Origin of the sequence: Bradyrhizobium sp. IC3123 (assembly GCF_020193625.1) — a bacterium.
Classification (GTDB): Bacteria; Pseudomonadota; Alphaproteobacteria; order Rhizobiales; family Xanthobacteraceae; genus Bradyrhizobium; species Bradyrhizobium yuanmingense.
Map to the genome: position 1 here is coordinate 550,717 of NZ_JADYVF010000002.1, position 26,972 is coordinate 577,688.

The 26,972-nt window shown below is 65.8% G+C and carries 26 protein-coding genes and 1 pseudogene; 15 read left to right on the top strand and 12 right to left on the bottom strand.

Features of this window, described 5'->3' with window-relative positions; genetic code table 11:
• The first annotated feature begins 486 nt into the window (after positions 1–486).
• The 9 genes and pseudogenes from I6F20_RS08135 to I6F20_RS08175 all read left to right on the top strand — a co-directional run bounded on the left by I6F20_RS08135 (position 487) and on the right by I6F20_RS08175 (position 7,359).
• The gene (locus I6F20_RS08135) at positions 487–1,227 is read left to right on the top strand and encodes a FadR/GntR family transcriptional regulator (protein ID WP_036000760.1); all 741 of its coding nucleotides are present in this window, start codon (positions 487–489) and stop codon (positions 1,225–1,227) included.
• Positions 1,228–1,275: 48 nt separating this feature from the next.
• Positions 1,276–2,181: pseudogene (locus I6F20_RS08140) on the top strand (NAD(P)-dependent oxidoreductase); the annotation flags it as partial.
• Between the two features lie 10 nt (positions 2,182–2,191).
• Positions 2,192–2,875, top strand: a complete 684-nt coding sequence (locus I6F20_RS08145; protein ID WP_225125704.1) for an amino acid ABC transporter permease — start codon at positions 2,192–2,194, stop codon at positions 2,873–2,875.
• Between the two features lie 7 nt (positions 2,876–2,882).
• The gene (locus I6F20_RS08150; RefSeq protein WP_036000865.1) at positions 2,883–3,551 is read left to right on the top strand and encodes an amino acid ABC transporter permease; all 669 of its coding nucleotides are present in this window, start codon (positions 2,883–2,885) and stop codon (positions 3,549–3,551) included.
• Between the two features lies 1 nt (position 3,552).
• Positions 3,553–4,311, top strand: coding sequence for an amino acid ABC transporter ATP-binding protein (locus tag I6F20_RS08155; RefSeq protein WP_036000768.1), 759 nt, complete (start codon positions 3,553–3,555; stop codon positions 4,309–4,311).
• 21 nt (positions 4,312–4,332) lie between these two features.
• Positions 4,333–5,127 (top strand): transporter substrate-binding domain-containing protein, encoded by a 795-nt coding sequence (locus tag I6F20_RS08160; RefSeq protein WP_036000770.1) that lies wholly within the window; start codon positions 4,333–4,335, stop codon positions 5,125–5,127.
• A 72-nt stretch (positions 5,128–5,199) separates the two neighbouring features.
• A complete protein-coding gene (gene rpiB / locus I6F20_RS08165; RefSeq protein ID WP_036022692.1) occupies positions 5,200–5,646 on the top strand; it encodes a ribose 5-phosphate isomerase B in 447 nt (148 codons plus the stop codon).
• 12 nt (positions 5,647–5,658) lie between these two features.
• Positions 5,659–6,576 (top strand): ribokinase, encoded by a 918-nt coding sequence (locus I6F20_RS08170; protein ID WP_225125706.1) that lies wholly within the window; start codon positions 5,659–5,661, stop codon positions 6,574–6,576.
• Between the two features lie 57 nt (positions 6,577–6,633).
• Positions 6,634–7,359, top strand: a complete 726-nt coding sequence (locus I6F20_RS08175) for a sulfite exporter TauE/SafE family protein (RefSeq protein ID WP_109144015.1) — start codon at positions 6,634–6,636, stop codon at positions 7,357–7,359.
• Between the two features lie 12 nt (positions 7,360–7,371).
• On the opposite strand, the gene I6F20_RS08180 is transcribed toward I6F20_RS08175, so the two are convergent.
• The gene (locus tag I6F20_RS08180; RefSeq protein ID WP_518513049.1) at positions 7,372–9,423 is read right to left on the bottom strand and encodes a putative bifunctional diguanylate cyclase/phosphodiesterase; all 2,052 of its coding nucleotides are present in this window, start codon (positions 9,421–9,423) and stop codon (positions 7,372–7,374) included.
• Between the two features lie 17 nt (positions 9,424–9,440).
• A complete protein-coding gene (locus tag I6F20_RS08185) occupies positions 9,441–10,553 on the bottom strand; it encodes an ABC transporter substrate-binding protein (RefSeq protein ID WP_225126013.1) in 1,113 nt (370 codons plus the stop codon).
• 226 nt (positions 10,554–10,779) lie between these two features.
• On the opposite strand from I6F20_RS08185, the gene radA reads away from it, so the two are divergent.
• The 6 genes from radA to I6F20_RS08210 all read left to right on the top strand — a co-directional run bounded on the left by radA (position 10,780) and on the right by I6F20_RS08210 (position 17,030).
• Complete coding sequence (gene radA, locus I6F20_RS08190; RefSeq protein WP_036022683.1) at positions 10,780–12,225, top strand: DNA repair protein RadA; 1,446 nt, start codon at positions 10,780–10,782, stop codon at positions 12,223–12,225.
• 167 nt (positions 12,226–12,392) lie between these two features.
• The gene (locus I6F20_RS08195; RefSeq protein ID WP_036000794.1) at positions 12,393–13,022 is read left to right on the top strand and encodes a CvpA family protein; all 630 of its coding nucleotides are present in this window, start codon (positions 12,393–12,395) and stop codon (positions 13,020–13,022) included.
• A 29-nt stretch (positions 13,023–13,051) separates the two neighbouring features.
• Positions 13,052–14,575 carry an amidophosphoribosyltransferase gene (gene purF / locus I6F20_RS08200; RefSeq protein WP_225125710.1) on the top strand — a complete coding sequence of 508 codons (1,524 nt, stop codon included), beginning with the start codon at positions 13,052–13,054 and terminating at the stop codon, positions 14,573–14,575.
• A gap of 15 nt (positions 14,576–14,590) precedes the next feature.
• Positions 14,591–14,719, top strand: coding sequence for a hypothetical protein (locus I6F20_RS37925; protein ID WP_275945375.1), 129 nt, complete (start codon positions 14,591–14,593; stop codon positions 14,717–14,719).
• Between the two features lie 69 nt (positions 14,720–14,788).
• Entirely contained in the window at positions 14,789–15,529 is a 741-nt protein-coding gene (locus I6F20_RS08205; protein ID WP_225125712.1) for an SDR family NAD(P)-dependent oxidoreductase, read from the top strand.
• Positions 15,530–15,806: 277 nt separating this feature from the next.
• Complete coding sequence (locus I6F20_RS08210) at positions 15,807–17,030, top strand: ABC transporter substrate-binding protein (RefSeq protein ID WP_036000868.1); 1,224 nt, start codon at positions 15,807–15,809, stop codon at positions 17,028–17,030.
• Between the two features lie 139 nt (positions 17,031–17,169).
• Here the strand turns inward: I6F20_RS08210 and I6F20_RS08215 are convergent, their stop codons facing one another.
• From I6F20_RS08215 to I6F20_RS08255, 10 genes are all read right to left on the bottom strand, one after another.
• The gene (locus I6F20_RS08215; RefSeq protein WP_225125713.1) at positions 17,170–18,426 is read right to left on the bottom strand and encodes a TCR/Tet family MFS transporter; all 1,257 of its coding nucleotides are present in this window, start codon (positions 18,424–18,426) and stop codon (positions 17,170–17,172) included.
• Positions 18,423–19,805 (bottom strand): ribosome biogenesis GTPase Der, encoded by a 1,383-nt coding sequence (gene der, locus I6F20_RS08220; RefSeq protein WP_225125715.1) that lies wholly within the window; start codon positions 19,803–19,805, stop codon positions 18,423–18,425. The genes I6F20_RS08215 and der overlap by 4 nt, the downstream gene beginning before the upstream one ends.
• Before the next feature lie 125 nt (positions 19,806–19,930).
• Positions 19,931–20,485, bottom strand: coding sequence for a hypothetical protein (locus I6F20_RS08225; RefSeq protein ID WP_225125716.1), 555 nt, complete (start codon positions 20,483–20,485; stop codon positions 19,931–19,933).
• A 31-nt stretch (positions 20,486–20,516) separates the two neighbouring features.
• On the bottom strand, positions 20,517–21,170 hold the full coding sequence (locus I6F20_RS08230; protein WP_036022675.1) for a tetratricopeptide repeat protein: 654 nt from the start codon (positions 21,168–21,170) through the stop codon (positions 20,517–20,519).
• Between the two features lie 165 nt (positions 21,171–21,335).
• Complete coding sequence (locus I6F20_RS08235) at positions 21,336–22,928, bottom strand: class I adenylate-forming enzyme family protein (RefSeq protein WP_225125718.1); 1,593 nt, start codon at positions 22,926–22,928, stop codon at positions 21,336–21,338.
• A gap of 73 nt (positions 22,929–23,001) precedes the next feature.
• The gene (locus I6F20_RS08240) at positions 23,002–23,586 is read right to left on the bottom strand and encodes an NnrU family protein (protein ID WP_225125720.1); all 585 of its coding nucleotides are present in this window, start codon (positions 23,584–23,586) and stop codon (positions 23,002–23,004) included.
• A 70-nt stretch (positions 23,587–23,656) separates the two neighbouring features.
• The gene (locus I6F20_RS08245; protein ID WP_225125721.1) at positions 23,657–24,235 is read right to left on the bottom strand and encodes a UCP034077 family protein; all 579 of its coding nucleotides are present in this window, start codon (positions 24,233–24,235) and stop codon (positions 23,657–23,659) included.
• A 76-nt stretch (positions 24,236–24,311) separates the two neighbouring features.
• Complete coding sequence (locus I6F20_RS37930; protein WP_275945376.1) at positions 24,312–24,851, bottom strand: ABC transporter substrate-binding protein; 540 nt, start codon at positions 24,849–24,851, stop codon at positions 24,312–24,314.
• A 1-nt stretch (position 24,852) separates the two neighbouring features.
• Entirely contained in the window at positions 24,853–25,263 is a 411-nt protein-coding gene (locus I6F20_RS37935) for an ABC transporter substrate binding protein (protein WP_275945377.1), read from the bottom strand.
• A gap of 47 nt (positions 25,264–25,310) precedes the next feature.
• The gene (locus tag I6F20_RS08255; RefSeq protein WP_036022662.1) at positions 25,311–26,933 is read right to left on the bottom strand and encodes a peptide chain release factor 3; all 1,623 of its coding nucleotides are present in this window, start codon (positions 26,931–26,933) and stop codon (positions 25,311–25,313) included.
• Positions 26,934–26,972 lie beyond the last annotated feature (39 nt).

Genomic DNA, 26,972 nt, shown 5'->3' on the forward strand with positions numbered 1-26,972 from the left:
TTGCACGGATGATGGCAACTCGGAGCGTGTGCCGCAACCGACGCTCTGTATAGCTAGAGTGGGCCTCGCGATTAGGAACCCGGACCGCGACGCGGTGTTCAGCTCTCTTTGGGGGCTGAATGCTCAAACCCGACGATTGTCGCAAGCTTGCGGAGCAATATCGAGCGCGCGCGAATGATGCCACATCGGCGAAGCGCCTCGCCAATGTGCTTCTGAGCGTTTCCAACGCCTATCTCGCTCTGGCGAGCCAACTGGAGCTCCTTGCGTCCGTCGAACATCAGGAGCACGCGAGGAGAGCCGGTCGGAACGTTCAAGGCTGAGCCGTCAGACGAAGATGCAAAGCGAGCCGACGGCGGCGCCATGAAGCCTCATCATTGCGGTGCCCCGCGATCGAGTTCGCCCCGCTGATCACTCGGAGGGAAGCCTCTTGACCTCCGCGGCCTGGTAAGCATACTGGTCTGACCACGATCAGACCAAGAGACGGGGATGGAGTTCAAGCGAGCCGCCGACGGCGAAAAGGGGTTCGAGAAGGTATTTGCCTTCCTGCGCGAGCGCCTGCTTACCGGCTCGCTCAGGCCGGGCGACCGCCTGATTTCGGAGCGCGAGCTCGCCACCCTGCTCGGCGTCAGCCGGCCAATCGTCCGGGAGGCGCTGCGCGCCCTCACCGTCCTCGGGATCGTCGAGATCCGCGACCGCATCGGCACCGTCGTGACGCGGCCAGATGTCTCGGTGCTGAACGACTTCTTCACCTTCGCCCTCGCCCAGCAGGCCGACATGCTCGAGGACGTCATGCAGGCGCGTGTCGCGATCGAATGCCAGGCGATCCGGCTCGCCTGCGAGCGCGCCAACATCGCCGATTTCGAACGGCTGCAGCGCGCGCTGACGAAGATCGGCGAGACCATCGACGAAGCCGATGCCGGCGGCATGGCGGATTTCGACTTCCACCGCGCGATCGTCGTCGCCTCACATTCGGAGACGCTGAGCGTGCTGCACGCCTCCATGGCGGGCCTGTTGACACATTCGCATCGCAGCCGCCGCGAGCTGGTGCAGGCCTTCCCGTCGATGAAGACCTACCTTGTCGACGATCACCGCCGCATCTTCGAAGCCCTCATTGCGCGCGATCCCGAGCGCGCGGATGCGACGCTGCGCAAGCATTTCGCCATCGGCGACGAATACCGCAGACGCGCCGTCGTCGGCGACATCGACAAGACCAGTGCCTCGGGCTGATCGCGCACAGCCCTTCAATCAAGACGCCAATTAAACAAGAAACGGACTGACGACATGGGACGGAACGACAAGGGCAAGGTCGGCTTCATCGGCATCGGCACGATGGGGCGGGAGATGGTGCGCAACCTGCAGGCGGCGGGCCACGCGGTCCGCGTCTTCGATCTGAACGAAGCCGCGCTGGCCGACAGCGTCAAGGAAGGCGCGACGCGTGCCAAAAGCCCTGCCGATGCCGCGCAAGGCACCGATATCGTCATCACCATGCTGCCCGACACGCCGCACGTCGAGGCGACGATCTACGGCGAGCAGGGCCTGCTGAATTCCCCGCCGCCGGGCAAGCTGATCGTCGACATGAGCACGATCTCGCCGGTCGCCGTCCGCCGCATCCATTCGGACCTGCAGAAGACAGGCGTCGGCTTCATCGACGCGCCGGTCTCCGGCGGGCCGGTGGGCGCCAGGAACGCCGCGCTCTCGATCATGGCCGGCGGCGATGCGGACACGTTCGCCAAGGCCGAGCCGTTCTTCCGCGCGATGGGCACGACCATCACCCATGTCGGCGCATCCGGCGCCGGCCAGACCGTCAAGCTCTGCAATCAGCTGATCTGCGGCATCAACATCCAGGCGATCTGCGAGGCGCTCGCGCTCGGCCGCGCTTCGGGCCTCGATCTCAACCTGCTGCGCCGGGTGCTGCTCGGCGGCTCCGCCGCTTCCTGGATGCTCGACAAGCTCGGCCCCGCGATGATCGCCGGCGACGTCTCCGCGGGCTTCCGGATCGATCTGCAGCTCAAAGACCTTCGCCTGGTGCAGGAGCACGCACAGGCCCTGAACGTGCCCCTGCCCGGCACCGCGCTCGTCACCAGCCAATATGTCGATGCGCGCGCCCATGGCGAAGGCAGCAACGGCAATCAGGCGCTGTTCCGCGTCTATGACCGCATGACCAACCAGACCACCGGCTGACCCTGGAACGATGAGCCTCCAACTCGACTTTCCCGCAGTGCTGGAGCGTTGGCCGAGCTTTCTGGCCGGCGCCGTCCTCACGCTTGAGTTGGCATTCTTCGCGACCGTGCTAGGCGCTTTGCTCGGCACGCTCGCGGCGGTCGGGCGCGGCGCGCACAATTCGCTCATTGCAGGTGCCTGCAAAGTCTATGTCGAGACCATCCGCAACACCCCGCTGCTTGTGCAGATCTTCCTGGTCTATTTCGGCCTCGCCAGCCTCGGCCTGAAATACTCCGCCTTCACGGTGGCGGTGGCGGCGCTGACCATCAATGTCGGCGCCTATACCGCTGAGATCATGCGGGCCGGCTTCGAGGCGATCCCGCGCGGGCAGATCGAGGCCGCCGAGGGGCTGGCGCTGTCGCGCTTCCAGATCTACTGGCACATCATCCTGCTGCCGGCGGTCGAGAAGGTCTATCCTGCGCTCACGAGCCAGTTCGTGCTCCTGATGCTGGCCTCCTCGGTCTGCTCGCAGATCTCGGCCGAGGAGCTCACCGCGGTCGCCAACTACATCCAGTCGGACACCTATCGCGCGTTCGAGACCTACATCATCGTCGCCGTGCTCTACGTCATCCTGTCGCTGGTGATGCGTGCCGGCTTCTGGGGCCTCGGCCTCCTCCTGTTTCCGCGCCGGCGCCGGCTCGGCACGCCGTTGTGAGATGACCATGGGCGGACATCTCAACATCAATCACCTGATGTTCCTCGGCCAGGGCGCGCTGTGGACCATTGGTCTGTCGCTGATCGCGCTGATCGGCGGCGGCATCGTCGGCTTCGTGATCGCGCTGGCGCGCATCTCGCCGCTGAAATCGGTGCGGCTCGCCAGTGCGATCTATGTCCAGTTGATCCAGGGCACGCCGCTGCTCGTCATCCTGTTCCTCGGCTATTTCGGTCTTGCCGCGATCGGCCTGAAGGTCTCGCCGCTGGTCGCGGCCGGTGCCTCGCTGACGCTCTACGTCGCGGCCTATCTCGGCGAGATCTGGCGCGGCTGCATCCAGTCTGTGCCGAAGCCGCAATGGGAAGCCGCCGAAGGCCTGGCGCTGAGCCGCACCCAGCGCATGGTCAAGGTGATCCTGCCGCAGGCGATCCGCATCGCGACGCCGCCGACCGTCGGCTTCATGGTGCAGATCATCAAGAACACCTCGCTCGCGTCCGTGGTCGGCTTCGTCGAGCTGATGCGCTCGGGCCAGATCGTCAACAATTCGCTGTTCGAACCGTTCGCCATCTACGCCATCATCGCCGTCACCTACTTCGCCATGTGCTATCCCCTGTCGCTGTTCAGCCAGAGGCTGGAACGGCAGATGGGTCGTGGCAGGTCCAACCTCGCGCCAACCTGACATGCAGCAAAACGCCCCCTCCTCCGAACCGATCGTGTCGCTCCACAACGTGCAGAAGAGCTTTGGCGCGCTCCGCGTGCTCGACGGCGTCTCCTTTGCCGTTGCACGTGGCGAGGTGCTCGCCCTGATCGGCCGCTCCGGCTCCGGCAAGAGCACGGCGCTGCGCTGCATCGACCGCTTCGAGAAGGTCGACGGCGGCCAGATCGTGGTCTGCGGGCATCGCGTCGACCGTCCCGACGTGAACTTGCGTGCGCTACGCCAGGACGTCGGCATCGTGTTCCAGAGCTACAATCTGTTTCCGCACCTCACCATCGAGCAGAACATCACGCTCGCGCCCTGCGCGGTGAAGGGCATGGCGACGTCGCAGGCCAAGGATCTCGCACGAAAAGTTCTGGCGCAGGTCGGGCTGGATGAAAAGCTGCACGCCTATCCCGAGCAGCTCTCGGGCGGCCAGCAGCAGCGCGCCGCAATCGCCCGCTCGCTCGCCATGCAGCCGAAGGTGATGCTGTTCGACGAGGTCACCTCCGCGCTCGATCCCGAACTCACTGGCGAAGTGCTGAAGGTGATCGAACAGCTCGCGGCTGACGGCATGACCATGGTGATGGTTACCCACGAAATGGGCTTCGCCAAGGGCATCGCCGACCGGATCGTGTTCATGCATCGCGGCAAGGTCCACGAGACCGGACCTGCCTCGATCCTGACGTCGCCGACCACGCCCGAACTCACGCAATTCGTGGGGACGGGGAACCTAAAATCATAACAGGGAGAGGAGAACCAAGGAATGACCAACAGAATGGTGCTGGGGACTGCCGCCGCGTTGTGCGGCCTCATCATGATGGCGGCAACGCCCGCGTCGGCCGATCTGCTCGACGACATCATGAAGGCGAAGAAGATCCGCATATCGACCGACCTCGCCATCCCGCCCTCGGGCATGATGGATTCCACCATGAAGCCGACGGGCTCCGATGTCGAAGTGGCGCAGATGCTCGCCAAGGATTGGGGCCTCGAGCTGGAATTCATCCAGACCACCGGTGCGACCCGCATCCCGAACGTCCTGACCGGCAAGGCCGACATCATCATCTCGACCCTGTCGGTGACGGCCGAGCGTGCCAAGGTGATCGACTTCACCAAGCGCTATGCGACGCTGCAATCCGACGTCGGCTGCCTGAAATCGTCGACCGTGAAGGACTGGCCGGACCTGAAGGACAAGTCGATCGGCGTCTCGCGCGGCACCACGCAGGACACGACCTTGTCCAACATGAAGGACAAGGACCTCAAGATCGCGCGCTATGACGACGATGCCACCATGGTGACGGCGGCGGTGTCGGGCCAGGTCGACTGCGTCGGCTCGTCCGCGACAATCATCAACCAGATCGGCGTGAAGAATCCCTCGCGCGTGTTCGAGTCCCGGATTCCACTGGCGACCTTCGACCTCGCGATCGGCCTGAAGAAGGGTGAGCAGCCGCTGATGGACAAGCTCAACGCCTGGATCACCGACAACGTCAAGAACGGCAAGCTCAACGCCATCTACAAGAAATTCCACGGCGTCGATCTGCCGGCGGACATGCGCAGCTGAACCACGGGGAAAGACATCGTGACAGCCGCGCGCGGCTGTCACGATCAATGCAAAGATCAAGAAGGACAAAGAATGCGTCTCGTCATCGGATCCGACCACGCCGGCTGGCCGCTCAAACAGACCGTCATCGACCACATCCGCAAGCTCGGCCACGAGGTCATCGACGTCGGCTCCTATGACGACAAGCCGGTGGATTTCCCCGACATCGCCCGCGCCGTGGCGGCGAAGGTGACGTCGGGCGAAGCCGCGCGCGGCATCATGGTGTGCGGCACCGGCGTTGGCGCCTCGATCGCCGCCAACAAGATGAAGGGCATCCGCGCCGCGGTCTGCCACGACGTCCACTCCGCGCATCAGAGCGTCGAGCATGACGACGTCAACGTCATGTGCATCGGCGCGCAGATCGTCGGCGCCTGGCTCGCTGTCGATCTCGTGTCGTCGTACCTGTCCGCCGAATTCTCCACCGACGAGGATTTCCGCCGCCGCGTCGAGAAGCTGCGCGTCATGGACGAGGAAGGCTGAGGGCTCTCCGCCATGATCCTGGTGTTCGGATCGCTCAACATCGATCTGGTCGCGCAGGTCCCGGTGATTCCAGGTCCCGGCCGAACGGTGCTGGCGCCGTCCTACTGGACGCATTTCGGCGGCAAGGGTGCCAATCAGGCCGTTGCCGCCGCGCGGATCGCCGGGCCTGGACGCGTGAGCATGGCTGGCCGCGTCGGCCGGGACGGATTTGGCGACAGCGCGATCGAGAACCTCAGAGCCAACGGCGTCGACGCCGACCGCGTCATCAGAGCCGACGAGCCGACCGGCTGCGCTTTCATCACCGTCGATCAGGCCGGCGAGAACGCAATCACGGTGGCGAGCGGCGCCAACATGACGGCGCGTGCCGGCGATCTTGCGAGCGAGCTGTTCAATTTGGACACCGTGCTAGTGCTTCAGATGGAGGTGCCCTTTGCGCACGCGCTGGAAGCTGCCCGAAGAACCGCCGCGGCCTCCGGCACCGTCATCTGGAACCTTGCACCCGTTCCGGAGCAGATGACGCGTGAGATGGTCACCGAGCTTCTCGCCGTCACCGACTATCTCCTCGTCAACGAGCACGAGGCGCGCGACGCCGCCACCGCCATCGGCCTGGCGTCCGCCGACTACGAAGCCGCAAGCGCCGGACTCGCGAAGTCCGGCAACCTCACCTGCATTGTCACCGCCGGCGCACAAGGCGCGCTCGCCGTGACGGCGGAAGGCACCCGCCTGCGGGCGCCCGCCCAGCGCATCACGCCGGTGGACACGACCGGCGCCGGCGACACCTTCGTCGGCGCCTTTGCGGCGATGATCAGCGAAGGCGTGTCGCTGCAACGCGCGCTCGAAGTGAGTTGCGAAGCGGCGGCTTTGAAATGCCTCAAGGCCGGCGCCCAGACCGGCATGCCCATGCGCAGCGCGATGGGCTCCCTCGCGTAGGACTGATCGCCCGCATCGCTGCCCGCGGCTAAACTCTCCCGATTCCTGGAGGCTGTTTTGGCCTTTCTCTTCGTCCTCGCCGTCGGCCTCGTCGCCGGCACCATCTCCGGCATCGTCGGCACCGGCTCGTCGATCATGCTGATGCCGGTGCTGGTCTATGCCTATGGGCCGAAGGAGGCCGTGCCGATCATGGCGGTGGCCTCCGTCATGGCGAATTTTTCGCGGATCCTGGCCTGGTGGCGCGAGGTCGATTGGCGGGCCTGCGCGGCCTATTCGGTCACGGGCATCCCGGCGGCGGCGCTCGGCGCGCGGACGCTGCTGGCACTGCCCTCGCATGCCGTCGATCTCACCATCGGCCTCTTCCTGATCGCGATGGTGCCGGTGCGGCACTTTCTGGCGCGGCACGAGCTCAAGGCCAATCTCTGGCATCTCGCCATCGGCGGCGCGCTGATCGGCTATCTCACTGGCATCGTGGTCTCGACCGGGCCGCTCAGCGTGCCGTTGTTCCTGTTCTATGGCCTGTCCAAGGGCGCGTTCCTCGCCACCGAAGCGGCCTCCTCGCTCGGGCTCTATTTCGCGAAGTCGGTGACTTTCGAGCGTTTCGGCGCCCTGACCGGGGAGGTCTTCATCAAGGGTCTGATCGCGGGCGCCTCACTGATGTCGGGCGCCTTCATCGCCAAACGCTTCGTGCTGCATCTGAGGCCGGAAACCTTCCGCCTGCTGATGGACGCGATCATGATCGCGGCGGGGCTCTCGATGCTCTGGACCGCAACGCAGCCGTGACCCAGCCGCTACTCAGACGGCGAATTCGGGGGTGATCGATGGGCTGTCAGCGACGACGCGGCTCACCACGGCCGGCTGCCCGTCGAGCCATTGCAGCACGGCCCCGAGCGGCTGCGGCCGCTGATAGAGGAAACCCTGCCCGAGCCTCACGCCCATCTCACGCATGGCCTCGGCCTGCTCGGCGCGCTCGATGCCTTCGGCGACCAGGGTCAGCCCCAGCGTGGCGGCAAGCGATGCGATGACGCCGACGATGGCCTTGTCCTCGGCGCTGTCGGGGATCTCGCTGATGAACGCCTTGTCGATCTTCACCTTGTCGAGCGGAAACCGGCGCAGATGGGCGAGCGAAGAGTAGCCCGTGCCGAAATCGTCGAGCGCGATCGTGGCCCCCAGGCGCCGCAGGCGATGCAGCGTTTCGGAGGCGCTGGCGATGTTGTTGATCAGCGACCCTTCCGTGATCTCGAGCTCGAGCATCGATGCCGCGACACCGAAGCGCGCACAGGTCGCGCGTAGCTCGGCGGCGAGCGAGTGGTCGGCAAGCTCGGACGGCGGCAGATTGATCGCGATCCGCAGCTGCGGCCTGCCCGCAGCGGCCAATTGCTGCAAGGCCCGGCAGGCATCGGTCAGCACGTAGCGGGTCAGCCGCGCATTGTTCCCGCTGCGCTCGATCAGCGGCAGGAATTCGCCGGGGCCGATCACGCCGTGCTCGGGATGGCGCCAGCGGATCAGCGCTTCCAGACCGACGACCTCATGGCTGTCGAGATCGACCTGGCTCTGGTACCAGACCTCGAACTGGCCCTCGGCGAAGCCGGTGGGAATTGCGAGCTCGAGATCCCTGCGGCGGCGATAGTCGCGCTGAAGCGCTTCGTCCAGCACGGCGACCGTGCCGGGCGCCTTGCTCTTGGCGTGGTAGAGCGCGATGTCGGCGAGCGTCGGCAGATGCGACAGTTCCGGATCGTCGGCGTGGCGCACGGCAAGGCCGATGCTGGCGCGCGGCACCACCTGCTTGTCATGGAGGCGGATCGGCTCGGAAATGGCATCGAGCACGCGTTGAGCGAATGCGTGCGCGGCCTGCTCGTCGCTCACCTCGGGGCGAATGACGACGAACTCGTCGCCGCCGAGCCGGGCGACCCAGTCCTCGGCTTCGACCGCGCGACGAAGGCGCTGCGAAATCTGGACCAGGAACGCATCGCCGGCCTCGTGACCGAAGGTGTCGTTGATGCCCTTGAAGTCGTCGAGATCGATGAAGCAGAACGCGACCAGCGTATCCGGCGCGCCTCCATTCTGGCTCGTCACGGCGAGGCGCTCGGTCAGGGAGCGCCGGTTCGGCAGCCCGGTGAGCGGATCGTGCGTCGCCATGTGCCCGAGCCGGTCCAGCGCGCCGGACGTCGTGTGCTGCATGGCGTTGAAAGCGCGCGCGAGCTGCCCGAATTCGTTCGAGGACGTGACATCGGCCGGATAGGCCCGGCCGTCCTGCTTGCTGCGCTGGATCGCCGACATCATGGCCGCGAGCGGCCGGCCGATGAAGATGTTGGCGGAGATGCGCATGGCGATCAGGGTCGCGAACGTTGCCAGCAGCCCGACGACGAGCAGCAGCAGCAGGCGGCTGCCCGCATCCGCGTACAGCGTCGCACGCGAATAGGCGATGGCGATGCGGCCGGCCTGAACGGCCATATTGCCGTTGCTGTAGTGTATCGGGTGCGAGACTTCGGCGACCGACTGGCCTTGGGGGCGCGCGACCACGCGGGCGATCGCAGCGCCGGTATCGTCATAGACGGCCGCCGCCGCAATGGTCTCGTCGTGCATGATCTCGTTGAGCACGCCCGTGACCTGGTCGTAGCGCATCTTCCAGAGCGGCTCGGCGATCAGCTCGGCCCGGCTCTCGGCGACGCGGGCCATGCGGGCGTCGAGTTGCCTGAGCTGCGACCAGAAGCTCGATGCCTCGACGCCGGCGGAGGCGAGCAATTGCACCAGCAGCAGAACGGGCACGGTGGCCCAGATCATCGCGTCGACGACCGAGCGCAAGCGCGGCGGCGCTGCCTGCTCGTTGCGATCCGGCTCGGTCATCGCCTCATCCTTGCGCATCAGTCGGCAACGCCTTCGGCGACCGGCAGCGACGAGATGAGCGCATCGAGGGAAAAGTCATATTGACCGCAGCGCCAGGCCTTCGCCCGGAACCGCGCGAAGTCGATCCGGTCGAACGCACGGGTCTTAATGAGGTCGGCGACCGAAGCGAGATTGTCGCGCGTGATCGCCGACGTCTTGACCTCGACGCGGGGCGAGACGGCAGCAAAATCGCAGCCATCGGCATAATCGCGCAGGAGAACGACGGACCAGCCGCCGAGCAGGAAATGCCCGCCATCGGTCAGGAGCATGCGGCCCGCCTTGATCTCGCGCAGCGCATCCTCCGACCAGTTGAGGCCGACCACCTGGATGTTCTCGCCGGGCACGAGGCCGGCGGCGATCGTCGCGCGCAGCGCGCCGAGCGCCATCGGATCGTTTCCGGCCCAGATCCCGGCGGGCCGGATCTGCTTGCGCGCGGCCCAGCTCAGGTAGTTTGCCGTGACCCGCTCGGCCTCGGACTTCGTCCAGTTGGCGAACAGCATGCGGTCCACCACGACGTCGGACGCAGCATCCACCGCGAGCGTGAGGCCGGCGTTGCGGGCGATCGAGGCAGGCGTGGTCTCGTCGCCACCGATGCCGAGAATGTGGATCTTGCCGTCCGCGCTCTGCCATTTCTCGGCACGCGCCGCGGTGATCAGCGCATTGGCCATCCGCGCGCCCGCGGTCTGAAGATCGGTCGTGATGTCGCCGAGCCAGGTCTTGAGCTTTTGCCTCGGCGGTCCAAAGCGCACCGCGTCCTCGCCGATCAGCGTGTTCGAAAGCAGCAGCGTCTTGACGCCCGCGGCTTCGGCCGCCTCCAGGATGGGAACGGCGGCGGATTCCTCGTTCGACAGGATGAGGAAGTCGGGCTTGTCGGGACGGGCCACCACGCCGAAGCCGAGCTCCTGCATGGTGCGGTGGTTCCGCTCGCTGGTCAGCACCTCGACATGGGCATCGAGCTTGCGGCCGGCGGCCTGCATGGTCTGCGCGACCATGTCCCAATAAACCTCGCCGGACTTGCCGGGATTGACGAAGACGATGTTGAGGGGCTTGGCGATGCTACCGCCAACGGACCCGAAGACGCCGCAGGCCATGCCCGCCGCGAGCAATATTCGCAGGAATCTCGTCAATTTCGCCGCCCCCATTGGTTCCGAGATTGGACCCACGTCCGCTAAGAATTGGCAAAATCGCACCGGGCACAGCGGCGCAGGGCTAACGAAAGGTATATCTCCCGTGCCGAATTGAGATATTCGAAGCGCCGGCGATCGGCCTGCCAATCCGTGCTATCAGCACATCTGAAACCCGCGACTCGCGCTCCCCATGGCCAAATCCACACTGTCCTTCGTCTGCCAGAACTGCGGCGCGGCCTATAACCGCTGGCAGGGCAAGTGCGAGTCCTGCGGCGAGTGGAATACGCTGGCGGAAGAAGACACCAGCGGCAGCGTGCCGGTGTCGATCCGCTCCAAGCGCAAGGGAAGAACCTTCGCGCTGGAGAGTCTCGCCGGAAAGAGCCCGGATGCGCCGCGCCTGTCCTCGGGGATGACAGAGCTCGACCGCGTCACCGGCGGCGGCTTCGTGCGCGGCTCGGTGCTGCTGGTCGGCGGCGATCCCGGAATCGGCAAGTCGACGCTGCTGACGCAAGCGACCAGCCTGCTCGCGCGCGCCGGCCACCGCGTCGTCTACATCTCCGGCGAAGAGGCGGTCGCCCAGGTGCGCCTGCGCGCCGAGCGGCTCGGGCTGTCGGACGCGCCGGTGCAGCTCGCGGCCGAGACCTCGGTCGAGGACATCGTCTCGACGCTGTCGGAGGGCGCGGTGCCCCGGCTGATCGTGATCGACTCGATCCAGACCATGTGGACCGACACGGTGGAATCGGCGCCCGGCACGGTGACGCAGGTGCGCGCCTCGGCGCAGGCGCTGATCCGCTTCGCCAAAAAGACCGGGGCCGCCATCATCCTGGTCGGCCACGTCACCAAGGACGGCCAGATCGCCGGCCCCCGCGTGGTCGAGCATATGGTCGATGCGGTGATGTCGTTCGAGGGCGAAGGCTCACAGCAATTCCGCATCCTGCGCGCGGTGAAGAACCGCTTCGGACCGACCGACGAGATCGGCGTGTTCGAGATGACGGGCCTCGGCCTGCGCGAGGTCACCAACCCGTCCGAGCTGTTCCTGTCGGAGCGCGACCTCGGCACGCCCGGCACCGCGGTCTTTGCCGGCATCGAGGGCACGAGGCCCGTGCTGGTCGAATTGCAGGCACTGGTGGCCCCGACCTCGCTCGGCACCCCGCGCCGGGCCGTGGTCGGCTGGGATCCGAGCCGGCTCTCAATGGTGCTGGCGGTGCTGGAGGCCCATTGCGGGGTCAAGCTGTCCGGCCACGACGTCTATCTGAACGTTGCCGGCGGCCTTCGCATCCACGAGCCCGCGGCCGACCTCGCCGCCGCCGCGGCCCTGGTGTCGTCGCTGGTTAATGCGCAGTTACCCACCGATGCCGTCTATTTCGGCGAAATCTCGCTGTCGGGCGTGGTGCGCCCGGTGGCGCAGACCCCGGCCCGGCTCAAGGAAGCGGCAAAGCTCGGCTTCCAGCGCGCCGTGCTGCCCGAATCGGCACGGGGCGATGCGGGCGGCGATGCCGGACTGTCCCTGAACGCGGTGAACAGCCTGACGACATTGGTGGCCGAGATCGCAGCGCGGGGCTCCCGCCGGGGCGAATCCGGTGCACAGCCAGAGAAAAATGCCACACCGGCCAGATTCCGCCGCGGAGAGGGTTAGGTGGAGGTGACGCCGGAGGCCTCCGCCGCTATACAGCCGTCACAAAAGCAGCATGGGATTGCGTGGTTGCGGCCTTGCCGGGAACGCCGTCTGCCCTTCTTTTAGGGCAGCGGCCAAGCACCGATTCGCTAGAGCACCTTTGAAGTACGAGCGGACCAGACCAGCCGATGCCAGTAACCATCCTCGACCTGATCCTGCTCGGTGTGATGCTGATCTCGGGCCTGCTCGCGATGGTTCGCGGCTTCATGCGCGAAATTCTCTCGATCGCGGCCTGGGGTGCCGCGGCGATCGTGACGCTGTATTCGTTCTCGAAGCTGCTGCCGACCGCCAAGACCTATTTCAACAACGACACGGTCGCGAGCGTCGTCGTGGTGGCCGGCGTGTTCATCGGCACCCTGGTCGTAGTCTCCGTCATCACGGTCCGGATCTCCGACATGATCCTGGATTCGCGGATCGGCGCGCTGGATCGGACCCTCGGCTTCCTGTTTGGGCTGGCTCGCGGGCTTTTGATCGTCGTGGTCGCGTTCCTGTTCTTCACCTGGCTGGTGCCGGACAAGCAGCGCCCCGACTGGGTCAGCGGGGCCAAGTCCCGCGTCGTGCTGCAGGGAACCGGCGATTGGCTGATGGCCCTCTTGCCTGACGACCCCGAGAACACCATCTTGAAGAGATTCAAGAAAAACAAACCAGATGATGATCAAGCTGAATCCGAGCAGCAGCCTTCGGGCAGTGGCGACGGGTACAGTAAGTCGGCTCGTGACGGCATGAAAAAGCTGATCGAGAAACCTGCGGCGCGTTGATAGGGCCCCAAAAGAGAGGCGAGAACGAGATGCGACACCCTGACCAGGACGCCCTGCTTGATCTCGATCCAAACGCCGGTCCAGGCCCGGCGGCGCTTGAGCTTCAGGACGATCTGGAAGGCGATACGCTGCGCGAGGAATGCGGCGTGTTCGGCATCTACGGCCACCCTGATGCGGCCGCCATCACCGCGCTCGGCCTTCACGCGCTCCAGCACCGCGGCCAGGAGGCCGCCGGCATCGTCTCCTACGACGGCAGCCGCTTCCACTCCGAACGCCGCCTCGGCCTCGTCGGCGACACCTTCTCCCGCCGCGAGGTGATCGACCGCCTGCCCGGCAATGTCGCGGTCGGGCATGTCCGCTACGCCACGACCGGCGCGACCATCCTGCGCAACGTGCAGCCGCTGTTCGCCGAGCTCAATGCCGGCGGTCTCGCGGTCGCTCACAACGGCAACCTCTCCAACGGCCTGACGTTGCGCCGCGAGCTCGTCAAGAACGGCGCGATGATGCAATCGACCTCCGACACCGAGGTGATCCTGCACCTGGTGGCGCGCTCCAAGCGCGTCCGCTTCATCGAGCGCTACATCGACGCGCTGCGCGAGATCGAGGGCGCCTATGCGCTGGTCTCGCTGACCAACAAGAAGCTGGTCGGTGCCCGCGATCCGCGCGGCATCCGCCCGCTGGTGCTCGGCGAGCTCGACGGCTGCCCGATCCTGACTTCCGAGACCTGTGCGCTCGACATCATCGGCGCGCGCTTCGTGCGCGACATCGAGCCCGGCGAAGTCATCGTGTTCGACGAGAACGGCCAGGACATCCACAAGCCGTTCCCGCCGATGGCGCCGCGCCCCTGCATCTTCGAATACATCTACTTCTCGCGGCCGGATTCCATCGTGCACGGCCGCTCGGTCTACGAGGTGCGCAAGAATTTCGGCGCGCAGCTCGCGCGCGAGAGCCACGTTCCGGTCGACGTCGTGGTGCCGGTGCCGGATTCCGGCGTGCCGGCCGCGGTCGGCTACAGCCAGTATTCCGGCGTGCCGTTCGAGCTCGGCATCATCCGTAACCATTATGTCGGCCGCACCTTCATTCAGCCGACGCAGGCGATCCGCGAATCCGGCGTGCGCATGAAGCACTCGGCCAATCGCGCCGCGATCGAAGGCAAGCGCATCATCCTGATCGACGACTCGCTGGTGCGCGGCACCACCTCCAAGAAGATCGTGCGCATGATGCGCGATGCCGGTGCCAAGGAAGTGCACTTCCGCCTCGCTTCGCCCCCGATCCTCTATCCCGATTATTACGGCATCGACCTGCCCGACCGCGGCGGCCTGCTGGCGGCGACACATACGCTGGAGGAGATGCGCGAGCTCATCGGCGCCGACTCGCTCGCCTTCCTGTCGATTGACGGCATGTACCGCGCCATGGGCGAGCCGGGCCGCGACCCCGCCAATCCGAAGTTTGCGGATCACTGCTTCACCGGCGCCTACCCGACCCACCTCACCGACCAGACCCAGACCGAGCCGCAGCCGCGGCAATTGTCGCTGCTGGCGGAGGCGAGCTGACGCGAGGCCGCGACGATGCAGGTTGCCATCGCCATAGTCTGCGGACTGGTGTTGATCGGCTTCATTGTCTTCGCCTTCAGGCAAGGCCTGAAGGTGACGCCTGATAGCTCGGGAAATGGACCCAACAGCAACAACATTCAGTAAGGCGGCCGCGGGGCAAAATTCCGTCACGGCCGGCCTTGTCCCAGCCGTCCACGGCTGTAAAACCCCGCCATGACAAAGCCCCTCGCTGACCGCATCGCTCTCGTCACCGGCGCCTCGCGCGGCATCGGCTATGCCACCGCAATCGCACTGGCCAAAGCCGGCGCGCACATCGTTGCGACGGCGCGTACGCAAGGAGGGCTCGAGGAGCTCGACGACGAGATCCGGAAAGAGGGTGGCAGTGCCACCCTGGTGCCGCTCAATCTCACCGATTCCGACGGAATCGCGCGTCTCGGCGCCGGCCTGCACGAACGCTATGGCAAGCTCGACATCCTCGTCGGCAATGCCGGCGTGCTCGGCTCCTCCTCGCCGATCGGCCATATCGAGCTGAAGACCTTCAACGACGTGATGGCGGTGAACGTGTCCGCGAACTTCCAGCTGATCCGCTGCATGGAACCGCTGCTGAAGCAGTCCGATGCCGGCCGCGCCGTGTTCATCACCTCGGGTGCCGCCAACAAGGCCACCGCTTACGTCAGCCCCTACGCCGCGTCCAAGGCCGCACTGGAGACGCTGGCGCGTGCCTGGGCGCAGGAAACCGCAAACACCAAGCTGCGCGTCAACCTGTTCAATCCGGGCCCGGTGCGCACCCGCATGCGCGCCACCCTGATGCCCGGCGAGGATCCGGCGACGCTCGACACGCCCGAGCAGGTCGCAGAATTCATCGTGCCGCTGTGCGCGCCCGACTGGACCGAGACCGGCAAATTCTACGATTACAAGACCCGCACCCTGATGAGCTTCCGCGCGCCGGCCTGATTGCCCTCCGACGCCTTGGACGTCATGCCGGCGGTAATGTCCGTACCGCCGAGTCCGATACCGGAAAGCACATTTATAGAATTTCAAGCCGACATCGAGCGCGCTGAAATAGCGTCTCAACGCATTTTGCCCAAAAGTTAACCGATGGATGACGCTACGACGCAGCGTCATCCGGCTTTAGGTGCATTGCCGTCGGCCATGGGACACTGTAGAGCGTCAATTGGAACAAGGCTCCCGAAGAGAGCCGTCCGCATATTTGACAATGGAGGAAGCCTTTATGACGATGCCCGCACGCCGCGCCGCGGCTCTTCTGGCCTGTGCCGCTTTCGGCTTTGCCACATCCGCCTTCGCGCAAGACAAGACCATCAAGATCGGCGTGCTCAACGACATGTCGAGCCTCTATGCCGACATCGGCGGCCCGAACTCGGTGGCGGCAGTGAAGATGGCGGTCGAGGATTCCGGCCTGAAGGCCAAGGGCTGGACCATCGAGGTGCTCTCCGGCGATCACCAGAACAAGCCCGACATCGGCGTCAACATCGCCCGGCAATGGATCGACGCCGACAAGGTCGACGCCATCGCCGACACGCCGAGCTCCGGCGTCGCGCTCGCGGTGAGCAACCTCGTCAAGGAAAAGAATGCGGTGCTGCTCAATTCGGGTGCGGCCACCGCCGACCTCACCGGCAAGGCCTGCACGCCCAACACCGTGTCCTTCACCTACGACACCTACATGCTCGCCAACGGCACCGGCAAGGCGCTGACCAAGGCGGGCGGCGACAGCTGGTTCTTCCTCACCGCGGATTATGCCTTCGGCCATGCGCTGGAGCGTGATACCGGCGCGGTCGTCACGGCGACCGGCGGCAAGGTGCTCGGCGGCGTCAAGCATCCGCTGAACACGGCCGACTTCTCCTCCTTCCTGCTGCAAGCGCAGTCCTCCAAGGCCAAGATCATCGGCCTTGCCAATGCGGGCGGCGACACCACCAACGCGATCAAGCAGGCCGCCGAGTTCGGCATCGTCCAGGGCGGCCAGAAGCTCGCCGCGCTGCTGCTGTTCATCAACGACGTGCACTCGCTCGGCCTGAAGACCGCGCAGGGCCTGACCTTCACCGAGTCGTTCTACTGGGACCTCAACGACCAGACCCGCGAATGGTCGAAGCGTTTCCAGAAGGTCTCGCCCAAGGGCTCGATGCCCTCGATGACGGTTGCGGGCCTCTACGCCGAGATCCTGCATTACCTGAAGGCGATGGAAGCGCTCGGCAGCAATCCGCGTGACGGCGCCAAGGTCGTCGCCAAGATGAAGGAGCTGCCGACCGACGATCCGCTGTTCGGCAAGGGCCCGCTGCGCCAGGACGGACGCCGCCTTATCCCCGCCTATCTGTTCGAGGTGAAGAAGCCCGAGGAGTCGAAGGGGCCGTGGGACTATTACAAGCTGGTCGCCACCATCGCGCCGGAAGATGCGGCCAAGCCGCTCAAGGACAGCGACTGCCCGCTGGTGAAGAAGTAGGATCGTAGGGTGGGTTAGCATGCGGCTGCGCAAAGCGCAGTCCGCTGGCGTAACCCACCTCTTCCGCCTCCGCGGAAATGAAAGAGGTGGGTTACGCCTCGCGGTTTGCGCTTCGCGCGAACCGCGAGGCTAACCCACCCTACGAGACTGTCCTGGTCGCACCCAGCGACCGCACCGCGATCGCCACGCACACCACCATCAGCACCGCGGCGAGCAGGAACGGTGCGCCGGGCAGATGCAACGGCGCGCTGGCGCCGATGAAATAGGAAAATGTCAGCGTGAACAGGAACGGGCCGACGAGCTGCGACACGCTCTGCACGCTCGCGGTTGCGCCCTGCAGCTGGCCCTGCTGATCCGGCGCGACGAGCCGCGTCATCAGCGCTTGCGAGGCGGCGCCGGAGATGCCCCACAGCGCCAGAATGGGAATCCCGAGCCACGATAGCAGTCCGGTCGGCGCAGCGCCGAGGACCACGAATCCGACCGCGCCGCAGCAGAGGCCGAGCAGGAGCGCGTTGCGCTCGCCGAGCGCATGCACGATGGGGCCGATCGCAAAGCCCTGCACCACCATGGCGCAGATGCCGACCATGGCGAGCGTCAGGCCCACCGTCTTGGCATCCCAACCATAGCGATAGGTCGCGTAGAGCACGAAGGTCGAGGGCAGCACGACGTGCGCGACCTGCGCGATGAAGTTGACGATCGACAACGCGGCAAGTACCGCGTCGGAGCGCAGCAGATGCAGCGCCCCGAGCGGACTGGCGCTGCGCCAGCGCAGCGGCGCGCGCTTGTCGGGCGCCAGCGACTCCGGCAGCACGAACAGGCCATAGAGCGCGTTGGCGAAGCTCAGGGCCGCCGCGGCCCAGAACGGCAGGCGCGGATCGATATCGCCGAGCAGGCCGCCGAGCGCTGGCCCCAAGATGAAGCCGGCGCCGAAGGCCGCGCCGATCCGGCCGAAGACCGCCGCACGCCGTTCCGGCGGCGTGATGTCGGCGATATAGGCGAAGGCGGTCGAGATGCTCGCCGAGGTGATGCCGGAGATCACGCGGCCGATGAACAGCCACGCAAGCGACGGCGCCAGCGCCATCAAGACGTAATCGGCCGCGAGCCCGAAATTCGACAGCAGCACCACCGGCCGGCGTCCGAAACGATCGGACAGCGCACCAAGCACCGGCGAGAACACGAACTGCATCAAGGCCCAGGCGGTGCCGAACAGGCCGAAGATGCGCGCGGCATGTGCGGTGTCGTTGTCGACGAAGCTTTCGATCAGCTTCGGCAGGACCGGCATGATCACGCCGAGCGCGACCATGTCGAGCAGGATGGTGACGAAGATGAAGGCGACCGCGCCGCGCGGGGCCGGCGCTGCGTCCTGCACCACCGCCTCGCCGGCACCGTCGCTCACGATGGCCGCTTGCGCTTGTGCGCGAAGGGATTGGCCTTCTCGCGCAGCGTGATGCGCACCGGCGTGCCAGGCAGCTCGAAGGTCTCGCGCATGGAATTGGTGAGATAGCGCAAGTAGGATTGCGGCACGGCGTCGGCACGCGAGCAGAACAACACGAAGCTCGGCGGCCGGGCCTTGGTCTGGGTGATGTAGTTCAGCTTCAGCCTGCGGCCGGAGACCGCCGGCGGCGGGTTGGCCTGGATCGCCTGCTCGAACCAGCGATTGAGCGCCGAGGTAGGCACGCGCCTGTTCCAGATCGCATAGGCGTCCTGGATCGCCAGCATCAGGCGATCGATGCCCTCGCCCATCAAGCCCGAGACGGCGACGATGGGCACGCCCTTGAGCTGCGGCAGCCAATGGTCGGCATCGCGGCGCAGGCCGGAGATCGCGCCGCCGCCCTTGGTCTCCATCAGATCCCATTTGTTGACGGCGAGCACGACCGCACGTCCCTCGCGCTCGATCAGGTCGGCGATGCGCAGGTCCTGCTCCTCGAAGCGGATCTGCGAATCCATCATCAGCACGACGACCTCGGCAAAGCGCACCGCGCGCAGTGCATCCGCAACCGACAGCTTTTCCAGCTTCTCCTCGATGCGCGAGCGCCGGCGCAGGCCCGCGGTGTCGAAGACGCGGAAATCGCGGCCCTTCCAGTTGATCTCGACCGCGATGGAATCGCGCGTGGTGCCGGCCTCGGGGCTCGTCAGCAGGCGCTCCTCGCCGAGCAGATGGTTGATCAGCGTCGACTTGCCGGCATTGGGCCGGCCGACGATCGCGACCCGGATCGGGCGCGTCGCGGCCTCTTCCTCCGAGATCGGCGCGTCGTCCTCATCGTCGTCTTCCTCGACGGGTTCGGGCATCAGCCTCGCGAGCGCGTCGTAAAGCTCGCCCATGCCCTCGCCATGCTCGGCCGAGATCTGGATGGGATCGCCGAGGCCGAGCGCGAACGCTTCCATCGCGCCGGCATCGCCGTGCTTGCCCTCGCTCTTGTTGGCGATGAGCAGCACCGGCTTGTCGGCCTTGCGGGCGAAATCGGCGAAGGCGCGATCGGTCGGCGTCAGGCCGATGCGGGCATCGATCACGAAGAACAGCGCGTCGGCCTGCGCGATCGCGGTCTCGGTCTGCTCCTGCATACGCGCGGTCAGCGAGCCCTTGGCGCCCTCGTCGAGGCCGGCGGTATCGATGATGGTGAAGCGGAGATCACCGAGCCTGGCCTCGCCTTCGCGGCGGTCGCGGGTGACGCCCGGCAGGTCATCGACCAGCGCGAGCTTCTGCCCAACCAGGCGGTTGAACAGCGTCGACTTGCCGACATTGGGCCGGCCGATGATGGCGATCGTGAAGGACATCGGTCTTTCGTGCGCTGCCGAGGCTGCGCCTGTCAATGCAACGGGAAATATTGTTTGAGCATGATCTTTTCGGAAAACCGCTTCACACTTTGCGCTAGCGCGGCCCTCCGGGTCCGGATCATGCTCTAGCGCGAGAAGCTGCCGCTCGGCAGCGGTGCCGGGAAGGCGCTCTGCGATTGCTGCTGCGGGAGCTTGGTCGGCTGCGCCTGCTGGGTCGGCTGCGCCTGCTGGGCCGGCTGATCTGGCGGCGGCGCGGTGGTGCGCCTGCGGACGATCTTGTGCTTGGGCGGCGGAGCGGACGTCGCTGGTGCTGCCTCCGGCTGGGCCTCGCCGTCGACCTCGCCGACGGGTGCTTCGGCCGGCGCGGCGGACTGCTTGGTATTCTTTGCCTTGGCCCCCTTTGCCGGCTTGGCCGGCTCCGGCTCCGCAGGCAGGGCCGCGACGGCAGGTGCGTTCGGGTCGGGCTGCTGCTGCTGTGCGCCTTTGTAGAGATCCCTTGGCACGCCCTGCTCGAGCCCCGGCACCCCCTCGGGGAAAACCGGCTTGCGGTCGCCCGGCAGCTTCTTCTTGGTGTCGAGGAAGTCGAGCAGATCGCTCGGATCGAAGCTGGAGCAGCCGCCCAGGGCGCCGGTGAAGGCGATCAGGACGGCGGCTGCGATCAAGCGTGGCGTGCGGCGCATCTTGCTGTCTCGTTACGTCAGAGAACCGTCGTCAGCTTTTGGCGACGGGTGGCAACAAAGCCTGGAGCGCCTCGGCGCGAGAGCGCAGGCCGGGCGGCGTTTCGCCGTCTCCGTCAATCGCCTCGAGCCATTTGCGGGCTGCAGTCATGTCGTTGTTACGCCAGGCCGACAGCGCCAGCATCTCGCGGGCGGTGTGGCGGAAGGTCGATTTCGGCGCGGCGGAAGCTTCCAGCCGCTGCTGGATGTCGGCATAGCCGGCGCTGTCGAGCAGGAGCCCCGCGGCGCGGATCTTGGCCAGATCCTGCCACTCGCCGCCAATGCTGCGGTCGGCGGCGATGTCGTCATACATCTTCGCGGCCGCCTTGGGATCGCGGCTCGCGGCCTCCGCCGCAGCACGTAGCCGCGCCAGGGTGCGATAGCCGGACGGCGCCTTGGCGGCGAGCTCGGTGAAGGCCTTCTCGGCGTCCTCGTGCTTGCCCTGCTCGGACAGCTCGGCGGCCTTCTCGAAAGCGGCGCCGGCCGCGGCGGCCTTCTGGGCCTCCAGGTACCTATACCCCTGCCAGCCACCGGCGCCGGCGACGATCAGCACCATCAGCGCGATGAAGTAGATCGAATACTTGTCCCACAGCTTCTTGAACTGTTCGCGACGTACTTCCTCGTTGACTTCGTCAAATAATTCAGACACTTATGCCAATCCCATGCCCGTCCGGGTGCGCGCGCCAAGGCGTTCGCGTCAGGAATCCCGTCCCCGTGTGGCGGCGAGGTAGCCTAACGATATGGCGGTGGCAAGGCAAAGCGAGCCCGATCAAGGCGTTAACCACCCGGGACATCCCGGATGCCCCTGCCCGGCTCAAGCTCCCAGCAGCTCCCGCAGCTGTCGCTTCAGCACCTTGCCGTTGGCGTTGCGTGGCAGCGGGTCTGCCGTGATCGCCATGGTTTCGGGAACCTTGTAGTCGGACAGGCGCTCGGCGCACCAGGCGCGCAGGTCCGTATCGGTCACCGGCTGTCGCGTCACCACCACGGCATGGACGCGCTCGCCCAGCACCGGGCAAGGCCTGGCAATGATCGCGCTCTCGACCACGGCGGGATGGCCGGCCAGCACGGATTCGACCTCGGCCGAATAGATCTTCAGGCCGCCGCGATTGATCATGTCCTTCTGCCGGTCGAACACGCGAACGAAGCCTTCCGCATCGACCGAGCCGAGATCGCCGGAATGCCAGAATCCGCCCGTGAAGCTTTCGGCGGTGGCCTTCGGGTTATTCCAGTAGCCCTTGATCACGGAGGCGCTCTGGATCCAGAGCTCGCCGATCTCGCCGGGAGGCAGCTCGCGCCCGTCCGGGCCCATCACAGCGATGCGCGCGCCGGGACACGGCAGACCGACGCTGTCGATATGGCGCTCGGTCAGCTCGCCCGGCATGATGGTCGAGGGCGAGGTCGTCTCGGTCGCGCCGTAGCAGTTCATCAGCTTCAGGCCAGGAATCTTCGCCTTGAGCTTCTCGATGGTGGCGACCGGCATCGGCGCGCCGCCGAAACCGCCGATGCGCCAGCTCGAGAGATCATAGCCGTCGAAATCGGGCTGGAGCAGGCAGAGATTGTACATCGCCGGCACCATCACCGTGTAGGTGACGCGCTCGCGCGAGGCGAGCTTGAGGTAATCGGCGGCCTTGAACTCGGGCATGATGATCAGCGTCCCGCCGCAGCGGATCATGGTCGTAATGTTGGCGACGACGCCGGTGACATGGCCGAGCGGCACCGCTGCGATCGAGCGATCGGCTTCCGTCAATTGCAGGCAGGATACGAACACCATCGAGGAATGGACGATGTTGCAATGGGCCAGCATCGCGCCCTTCGGCTTGCCCGTGGTGCCGGAGGTGTAAAGGATCATCGCGGTGTCCTCTTCGCTCACCTCGATCGGTGCCGATGCCGGAGCGTTTTCGGCGAGCGAAGAGAAGCTCGACCGCGCGGCATCGTCATCGATGGCAATGCGATGGATCACACCGGGCACGTCCTTTGCGTCGGGCAGTCGCTCGCCGAGCGAGGCCTCGTGGATCAGGATCTTCGCGCCGCAATCGGCGAGCACATAGGCGATCTCCGGCTTCTGCTGGCGCGTGCTGAGCAGCACGGTCGCCAGCCCCTCATGTGCCGCGGCAAACAGCAGCAGCGGAAACTCTATGCGGTTGCCGAGCAGGATGGCGAGGCGATCGCCGCGCTGCAATCCGAGCTTACGCAATCCCGCAGCGATCCGCGCCGCCTGCTCCGCTGCCTGCCGCCAGCTCAGCCGGACATTGCCGCAGATCAAGGCTTCGCCATCGGCATTGCGGCCGCGCGCCTCCGCGATCATCGCCCAGAGGCTCGATGGCCGATCGCAAAATGCCGGCACCACCCGCTCGCCAAAACGCGCCTCGCGCCGCATCGGCGGGATCTGAGATTGCGACCAGTCCATTGGGATGCCCTCGGCTTGTTGCTCTCGTTATCTTCCCCGCATGGTCAGGCGAGCCCCGTCTTGCGCTGATCGGCTAGACCCCGATCACGGGCACACCGATCACCACCGGATGGAAGGCGAAGGCCAGGGCCAGATAGGCGACCACGCCGACCGCGACCGCGATCAGATCGTTGGTGGGGCCGCCGACCGGAATCGGCGGGGCACCGGCGTCGGTGCGAGCTTTCAGCGAGATGCGGTCATAGACCGCCCAGGCGAGGAACGAGCCGAACAGGACGATGGAGCCGAGATCGCCATTGGCGAGCAGATGCGCCGCCGCCCACAGCTTGATGCCGGCCAGCATCGGATGCTTCAACGTCGCATAGATGCGGCCACGCATGTAGGACGCCACCACGAGGATGACTGCAGGCAGCATCAAGGCCAACGCGATGTGCTTCATCGCCTTCGGCGGATACCAGACGTCGATCCAGCCGGAGCTGCGGTAGTGGGCATAGCCCCAGATGATCAGCGCCAGCCCCGCGAGTGAGACCGCCGAATAGAGGAGCTTGTAAGTCCCCTCGCCCAGCCTCGCGATCGCCTGCGCGCGGGCCTTCCGTCTGGTTGTGAAAATATGGGATGCAAAAAACAGCACCAGCCCCAGGATCATGACCAGCAGACGCACGACATCCTCCCCGCAAAGCAGCCCCCGCCACTGAGGTATCATCGATCGGCCGATGCTCGCAACTCGCGCGCTATTTGCCGAGCTCCCGATTGTCGACATAACGGATCGCGATGGGCCGCCCGGCCAACGCCCCGCCGAGCCCGCTGGTCAATTTCAGCGGCAGACAGGCCTTCAGCGATGCATTGATGGCATTCAGATAGGTCGTCCGGGTGTCCGCCGGCACGCCCGCAGTCGCGTATGTGAGGCGCGGCGGGCCGATCAGGCCGCCGGCCTTGTTGAAGCTGAAACGCACCGACATCTGCATGCCCGCGCGCGCATGGTCCGATGGCGGCGACCAGCAGCTGCGCAGCGCGGCGAAGAGGTCGCCGATCGTGTCGAGATCGTGATCGGGCTTCCGGTATTTGGCGCGGTCGGCCTCGGCAGGCACGCTCTCGATCGTGAGCTGGAGGTTCTGGCCGTAAGGGTAGTCGATCTCGGGAATACAGGGGCCGGGCTCGAGCGGGCTGCAATAGGATGGCGTGCAGGGCTCGCCGTCGAGCACGCTGCAAGGCTCGTGCGCGAACGGAATCGGATTGATCTGGCGTCGCTGCGCGTCGGCGGCGATCGAGGTCATTGCCAGCAAGGCAAGAACAAGAATGCAGCGCCACATGTACCGGGACCGCAATGGCATTTGCAACAGGTGGCGACGGCTATGAAAGGTTCAAGGCTGGCCGCGATGGTTCGCTTCACTCGACAATCTGATCCGCTTGCGCCACCAGCGTGGGCGGTAAATTCAGCCCCAACGCATTGGCTGTCTTGAGATTGAGCAGGAACTGGAATTCATTCGGTTGTTGGACTGGCAAGTCTGCGGGACGGGTTCCTCTCAAGACGCGATCGACATAATCCGCCGAGCGACCGACGAGCTGCGTAATCGAGACTCCGTAAGACATCAGCCCGCCGTCCGTGACGAAGGACGGGAACGGATACATCGCCGGCAGACGATGCGCGGCCGCCAAGTTCAGAATCAATTGCCGATGAACGAGTGGAAATGCGTCGGGAAAGATCAGCAGCCCGCCGTCTGGCTGCTCTGCAAAGCGGGAGATCGCCTGTTCGAGCTCGGCGGCGTTGTGCGCCGGCGCCGGAACGAGCTGGAGCTGGACTGCCGGAATGGCCGCCTGCACGGACGGCATCAAGATCATGGGCGCCGTGCGCGGATTGAAGACTGCGGCAACCCGTCGTATCGCCGGGGCCGCCTGCTTGAGCAATTGCAGCCACTTGCCGGCCATTTCAGGCTCCGCCCGGCTTGCCCAGGCTTTGGACGAAACCGGCACCCACGGGATCGGCAACGACCGTGAAGATGATCGGCAAGGTCGGCGCGCGTCGCCTCAGGGCTTCCACAGAGGGAGTGCCGATTGCCAGAAGCACATCCGGCCGCAACTCCACGAGCTCAGCCGCTTGAGCATCGGCGACATTCGGATCGCCGGCCCACCAGCGATACTCGATATGGATGTTGCGCCCCTGTTCCCAACCGAGTTCACCCAGACGCTGTCTCAGTTTCTGGTAGCCGGCCTGGCTCTCCGGATCGCTCGACTTGCCTCCCGCCAACACACCGATCCGCCGCACATTCCCCTGCGCGGATGTGCTCAGCGGATAGGCCGCCGCGCCTGCAACGAGCATGATGAATTCGCGCCGCCTCATGACCGTCGACCTCGCTGTCCTGCTTCACGGAAAAGGTCTGGGAAACATTACCCCTTCTTCTTGACATCCTTGACGTTGCTGAACTCGATGCCCTCGGCGCGCTCCCGGGTGTAGCCGAGGTAGAACTCGTTCCGGGCGAGATAGACGGGATCGCCATCGACATCGTCGGCAATGCTCGAATTGTTCGCGGCGATGAAGCTGTCGAGCTTCTTGCGGTCCTCCGAGGAGACCCAGCGCGCCAGCTGGAACTCGCTGACCTCGAACTCGACCGGCAGCGAATATTCCGCCTCGAGCCGGGCCTTGAGCACGTCGAGCTGCAGCGCGCCGACCACGCCGACCAGCGCCGGGGCGCCGTCGCGGGGGCGGAACACCTGCACCACGCCCTCTTCCGACATCTGCTGCAGCGCTTCCTTCAGCTTCTTCGCCTTCATCGCGTCGGTGAGACGGACACGGCGGACGATTTCCGGCGCGAAGCTCGGCACGCCGACGAAGTTGAAATCCTCGCCCTCGGTCAGCGTATCGCCGATGCGCAGCGTGCCGTGGTTGGGAATGCCGACGACGTCGCCGGCGAAGGCTTCGTCCGCGACCGAGCGGTCCTGCGCGAAGAAGAATTGCGGGCTCGACAGCGGCATGCTCTTGCCGGTGCGCACGAGCTTGGCCTTCATGCCGCGGCTGAGCTTGCCCGAGCACAGGCGCGCAAACGCGATGCGGTCGCGGTGGTTGGGGTCCATGTTGGCCTGGATCTTGAACACGAAGGCGCTCATCCTGGGATCGGTGGCCTCGACCTTGCGCTGGTCGCTGTCCTGCGCGCGCGGCTCGGGCGCGAACTTGCCGAGGCCCTCCAGGAGGTCGCCGACGCCGAAATTACGCAGCGCGCTGCCGAAATAGACCGGCGTCAGATGTCCCTCGCGGAACGCGTCCAGCTCGAACGGCTTCGACGCCTCGGTGACGAGCTCGAGCTCGTCCTTCACGGCGGAGACGTCGAGATTGGCGTTGAGCTTGGCGAGCTCTTCGATCTCGATCTCGAGCGCCGCGCCGGTCTTGGCGCCGCCGCCTTCGAGCAGGCGCACGCCGCCATTGACGACGTCATAGGTGCCGAGGAAGTCGCGGCCGCGGCCGACCGGCCAGGTCATCGGCGTGGTGTCGAGCGCCAGCGTCTTCTCGATCTCGTCGAGCAGCTCGAACACGTCGCGGCTCTCGCGGTCCATCTTGTTGATGAAGGTGATGATCGGGATGTCGCGCAGACGGCACACCTCGAACAGCTTTCGGGTGCGCGCCTCGATACCCTTGGCCGCGTCGATCACCATCACGGCGGAATCGACCGCCGTCAGCGTGCGATAGGTGTCCTCCGAAAAGTCCTCGTGGCCCGGCGTGTCCAGCAGGTTGAAGACGAGGCCTTCGAACTCGAAGGTCATCACCGAGGTCACCACCGAGATGCCGCGTTCGCGCTCGATCTTCATCCAGTCCGAACGCGTGTTGCGCCGCTCGCCTTTGGCCTTGACCTGGCCGGCGAGGTTGATAGCGCCGCCGAACAGCAGCAGCTTTTCGGTCAGCGTGGTCTTGCCGGCGTCGGGATGGGAGATGATCGCAAAGGTCCGCCGCCTCGCCACCTCGGCGGCAAGCGGGGAACGGGCCGGCGATTCGGCTGTGGTGGCGGCGATGTCGGACATGGCGGGAGCGTGTGGCAGGGAAAACGGGCCTGATCAAGC

Coding starts and splice junctions, on each gene's coding strand:
- I6F20_RS08235 (WP_225125718.1), bottom strand. CDS start 22,928: ATGGACTGGTCGCAATCTCAGATCCCGCCGATGCGGCGCGAGGCGCGT.
- I6F20_RS08170 (WP_225125706.1), top strand. CDS start 5,659: ATGATCCTGGTGTTCGGATCGCTCAACATCGATCTGGTCGCGCAGGTC.
- rpiB (WP_036022692.1), top strand. CDS start 5,200: ATGCGTCTCGTCATCGGATCCGACCACGCCGGCTGGCCGCTCAAACAG.
- I6F20_RS08245 (WP_225125721.1), bottom strand. CDS start 24,235: ATGTGGCGCTGCATTCTTGTTCTTGCCTTGCTGGCAATGACCTCGATC.
- I6F20_RS08160 (WP_036000770.1), top strand. CDS start 4,333: ATGACCAACAGAATGGTGCTGGGGACTGCCGCCGCGTTGTGCGGCCTC.
- purF (WP_225125710.1), top strand. CDS start 13,052: ATGCGACACCCTGACCAGGACGCCCTGCTTGATCTCGATCCAAACGCC.
- I6F20_RS08145 (WP_225125704.1), top strand. CDS start 2,192: ATGAGCCTCCAACTCGACTTTCCCGCAGTGCTGGAGCGTTGGCCGAGC.
- I6F20_RS08135 (WP_036000760.1), top strand. CDS start 487: ATGGAGTTCAAGCGAGCCGCCGACGGCGAAAAGGGGTTCGAGAAGGTA.
- I6F20_RS08180 (WP_518513049.1), bottom strand. CDS start 9,423: ATGACCGAGCCGGATCGCAACGAGCAGGCAGCGCCGCCGCGCTTGCGC.
- I6F20_RS08210 (WP_036000868.1), top strand. CDS start 15,807: ATGACGATGCCCGCACGCCGCGCCGCGGCTCTTCTGGCCTGTGCCGCT.
- I6F20_RS37935 (WP_275945377.1), bottom strand. CDS start 25,263: ATGAGGCGGCGCGAATTCATCATGCTCGTTGCAGGCGCGGCGGCCTAT.
- radA (WP_036022683.1), top strand. CDS start 10,780: ATGGCCAAATCCACACTGTCCTTCGTCTGCCAGAACTGCGGCGCGGCC.
- I6F20_RS37930 (WP_275945376.1), bottom strand. CDS start 24,851: ATGGCCGGCAAGTGGCTGCAATTGCTCAAGCAGGCGGCCCCGGCGATA.
- I6F20_RS08150 (WP_036000865.1), top strand. CDS start 2,883: ATGGGCGGACATCTCAACATCAATCACCTGATGTTCCTCGGCCAGGGC.
- I6F20_RS08195 (WP_036000794.1), top strand. CDS start 12,393: ATGCCAGTAACCATCCTCGACCTGATCCTGCTCGGTGTGATGCTGATC.
- der (WP_225125715.1), bottom strand. CDS start 19,805: ATGTCCTTCACGATCGCCATCATCGGCCGGCCCAATGTCGGCAAGTCG.
- I6F20_RS08255 (WP_036022662.1), bottom strand. CDS start 26,933: ATGTCCGACATCGCCGCCACCACAGCCGAATCGCCGGCCCGTTCCCCG.
- I6F20_RS08185 (WP_225126013.1), bottom strand. CDS start 10,553: ATGGCCTGCGGCGTCTTCGGGTCCGTTGGCGGTAGCATCGCCAAGCCC.
- I6F20_RS08225 (WP_225125716.1), bottom strand. CDS start 20,485: ATGCGCCGCACGCCACGCTTGATCGCAGCCGCCGTCCTGATCGCCTTC.
- I6F20_RS08205 (WP_225125712.1), top strand. CDS start 14,789: ATGACAAAGCCCCTCGCTGACCGCATCGCTCTCGTCACCGGCGCCTCG.
- I6F20_RS08155 (WP_036000768.1), top strand. CDS start 3,553: ATGCAGCAAAACGCCCCCTCCTCCGAACCGATCGTGTCGCTCCACAAC.
- I6F20_RS37925 (WP_275945375.1), top strand. CDS start 14,591: ATGCAGGTTGCCATCGCCATAGTCTGCGGACTGGTGTTGATCGGCTTC.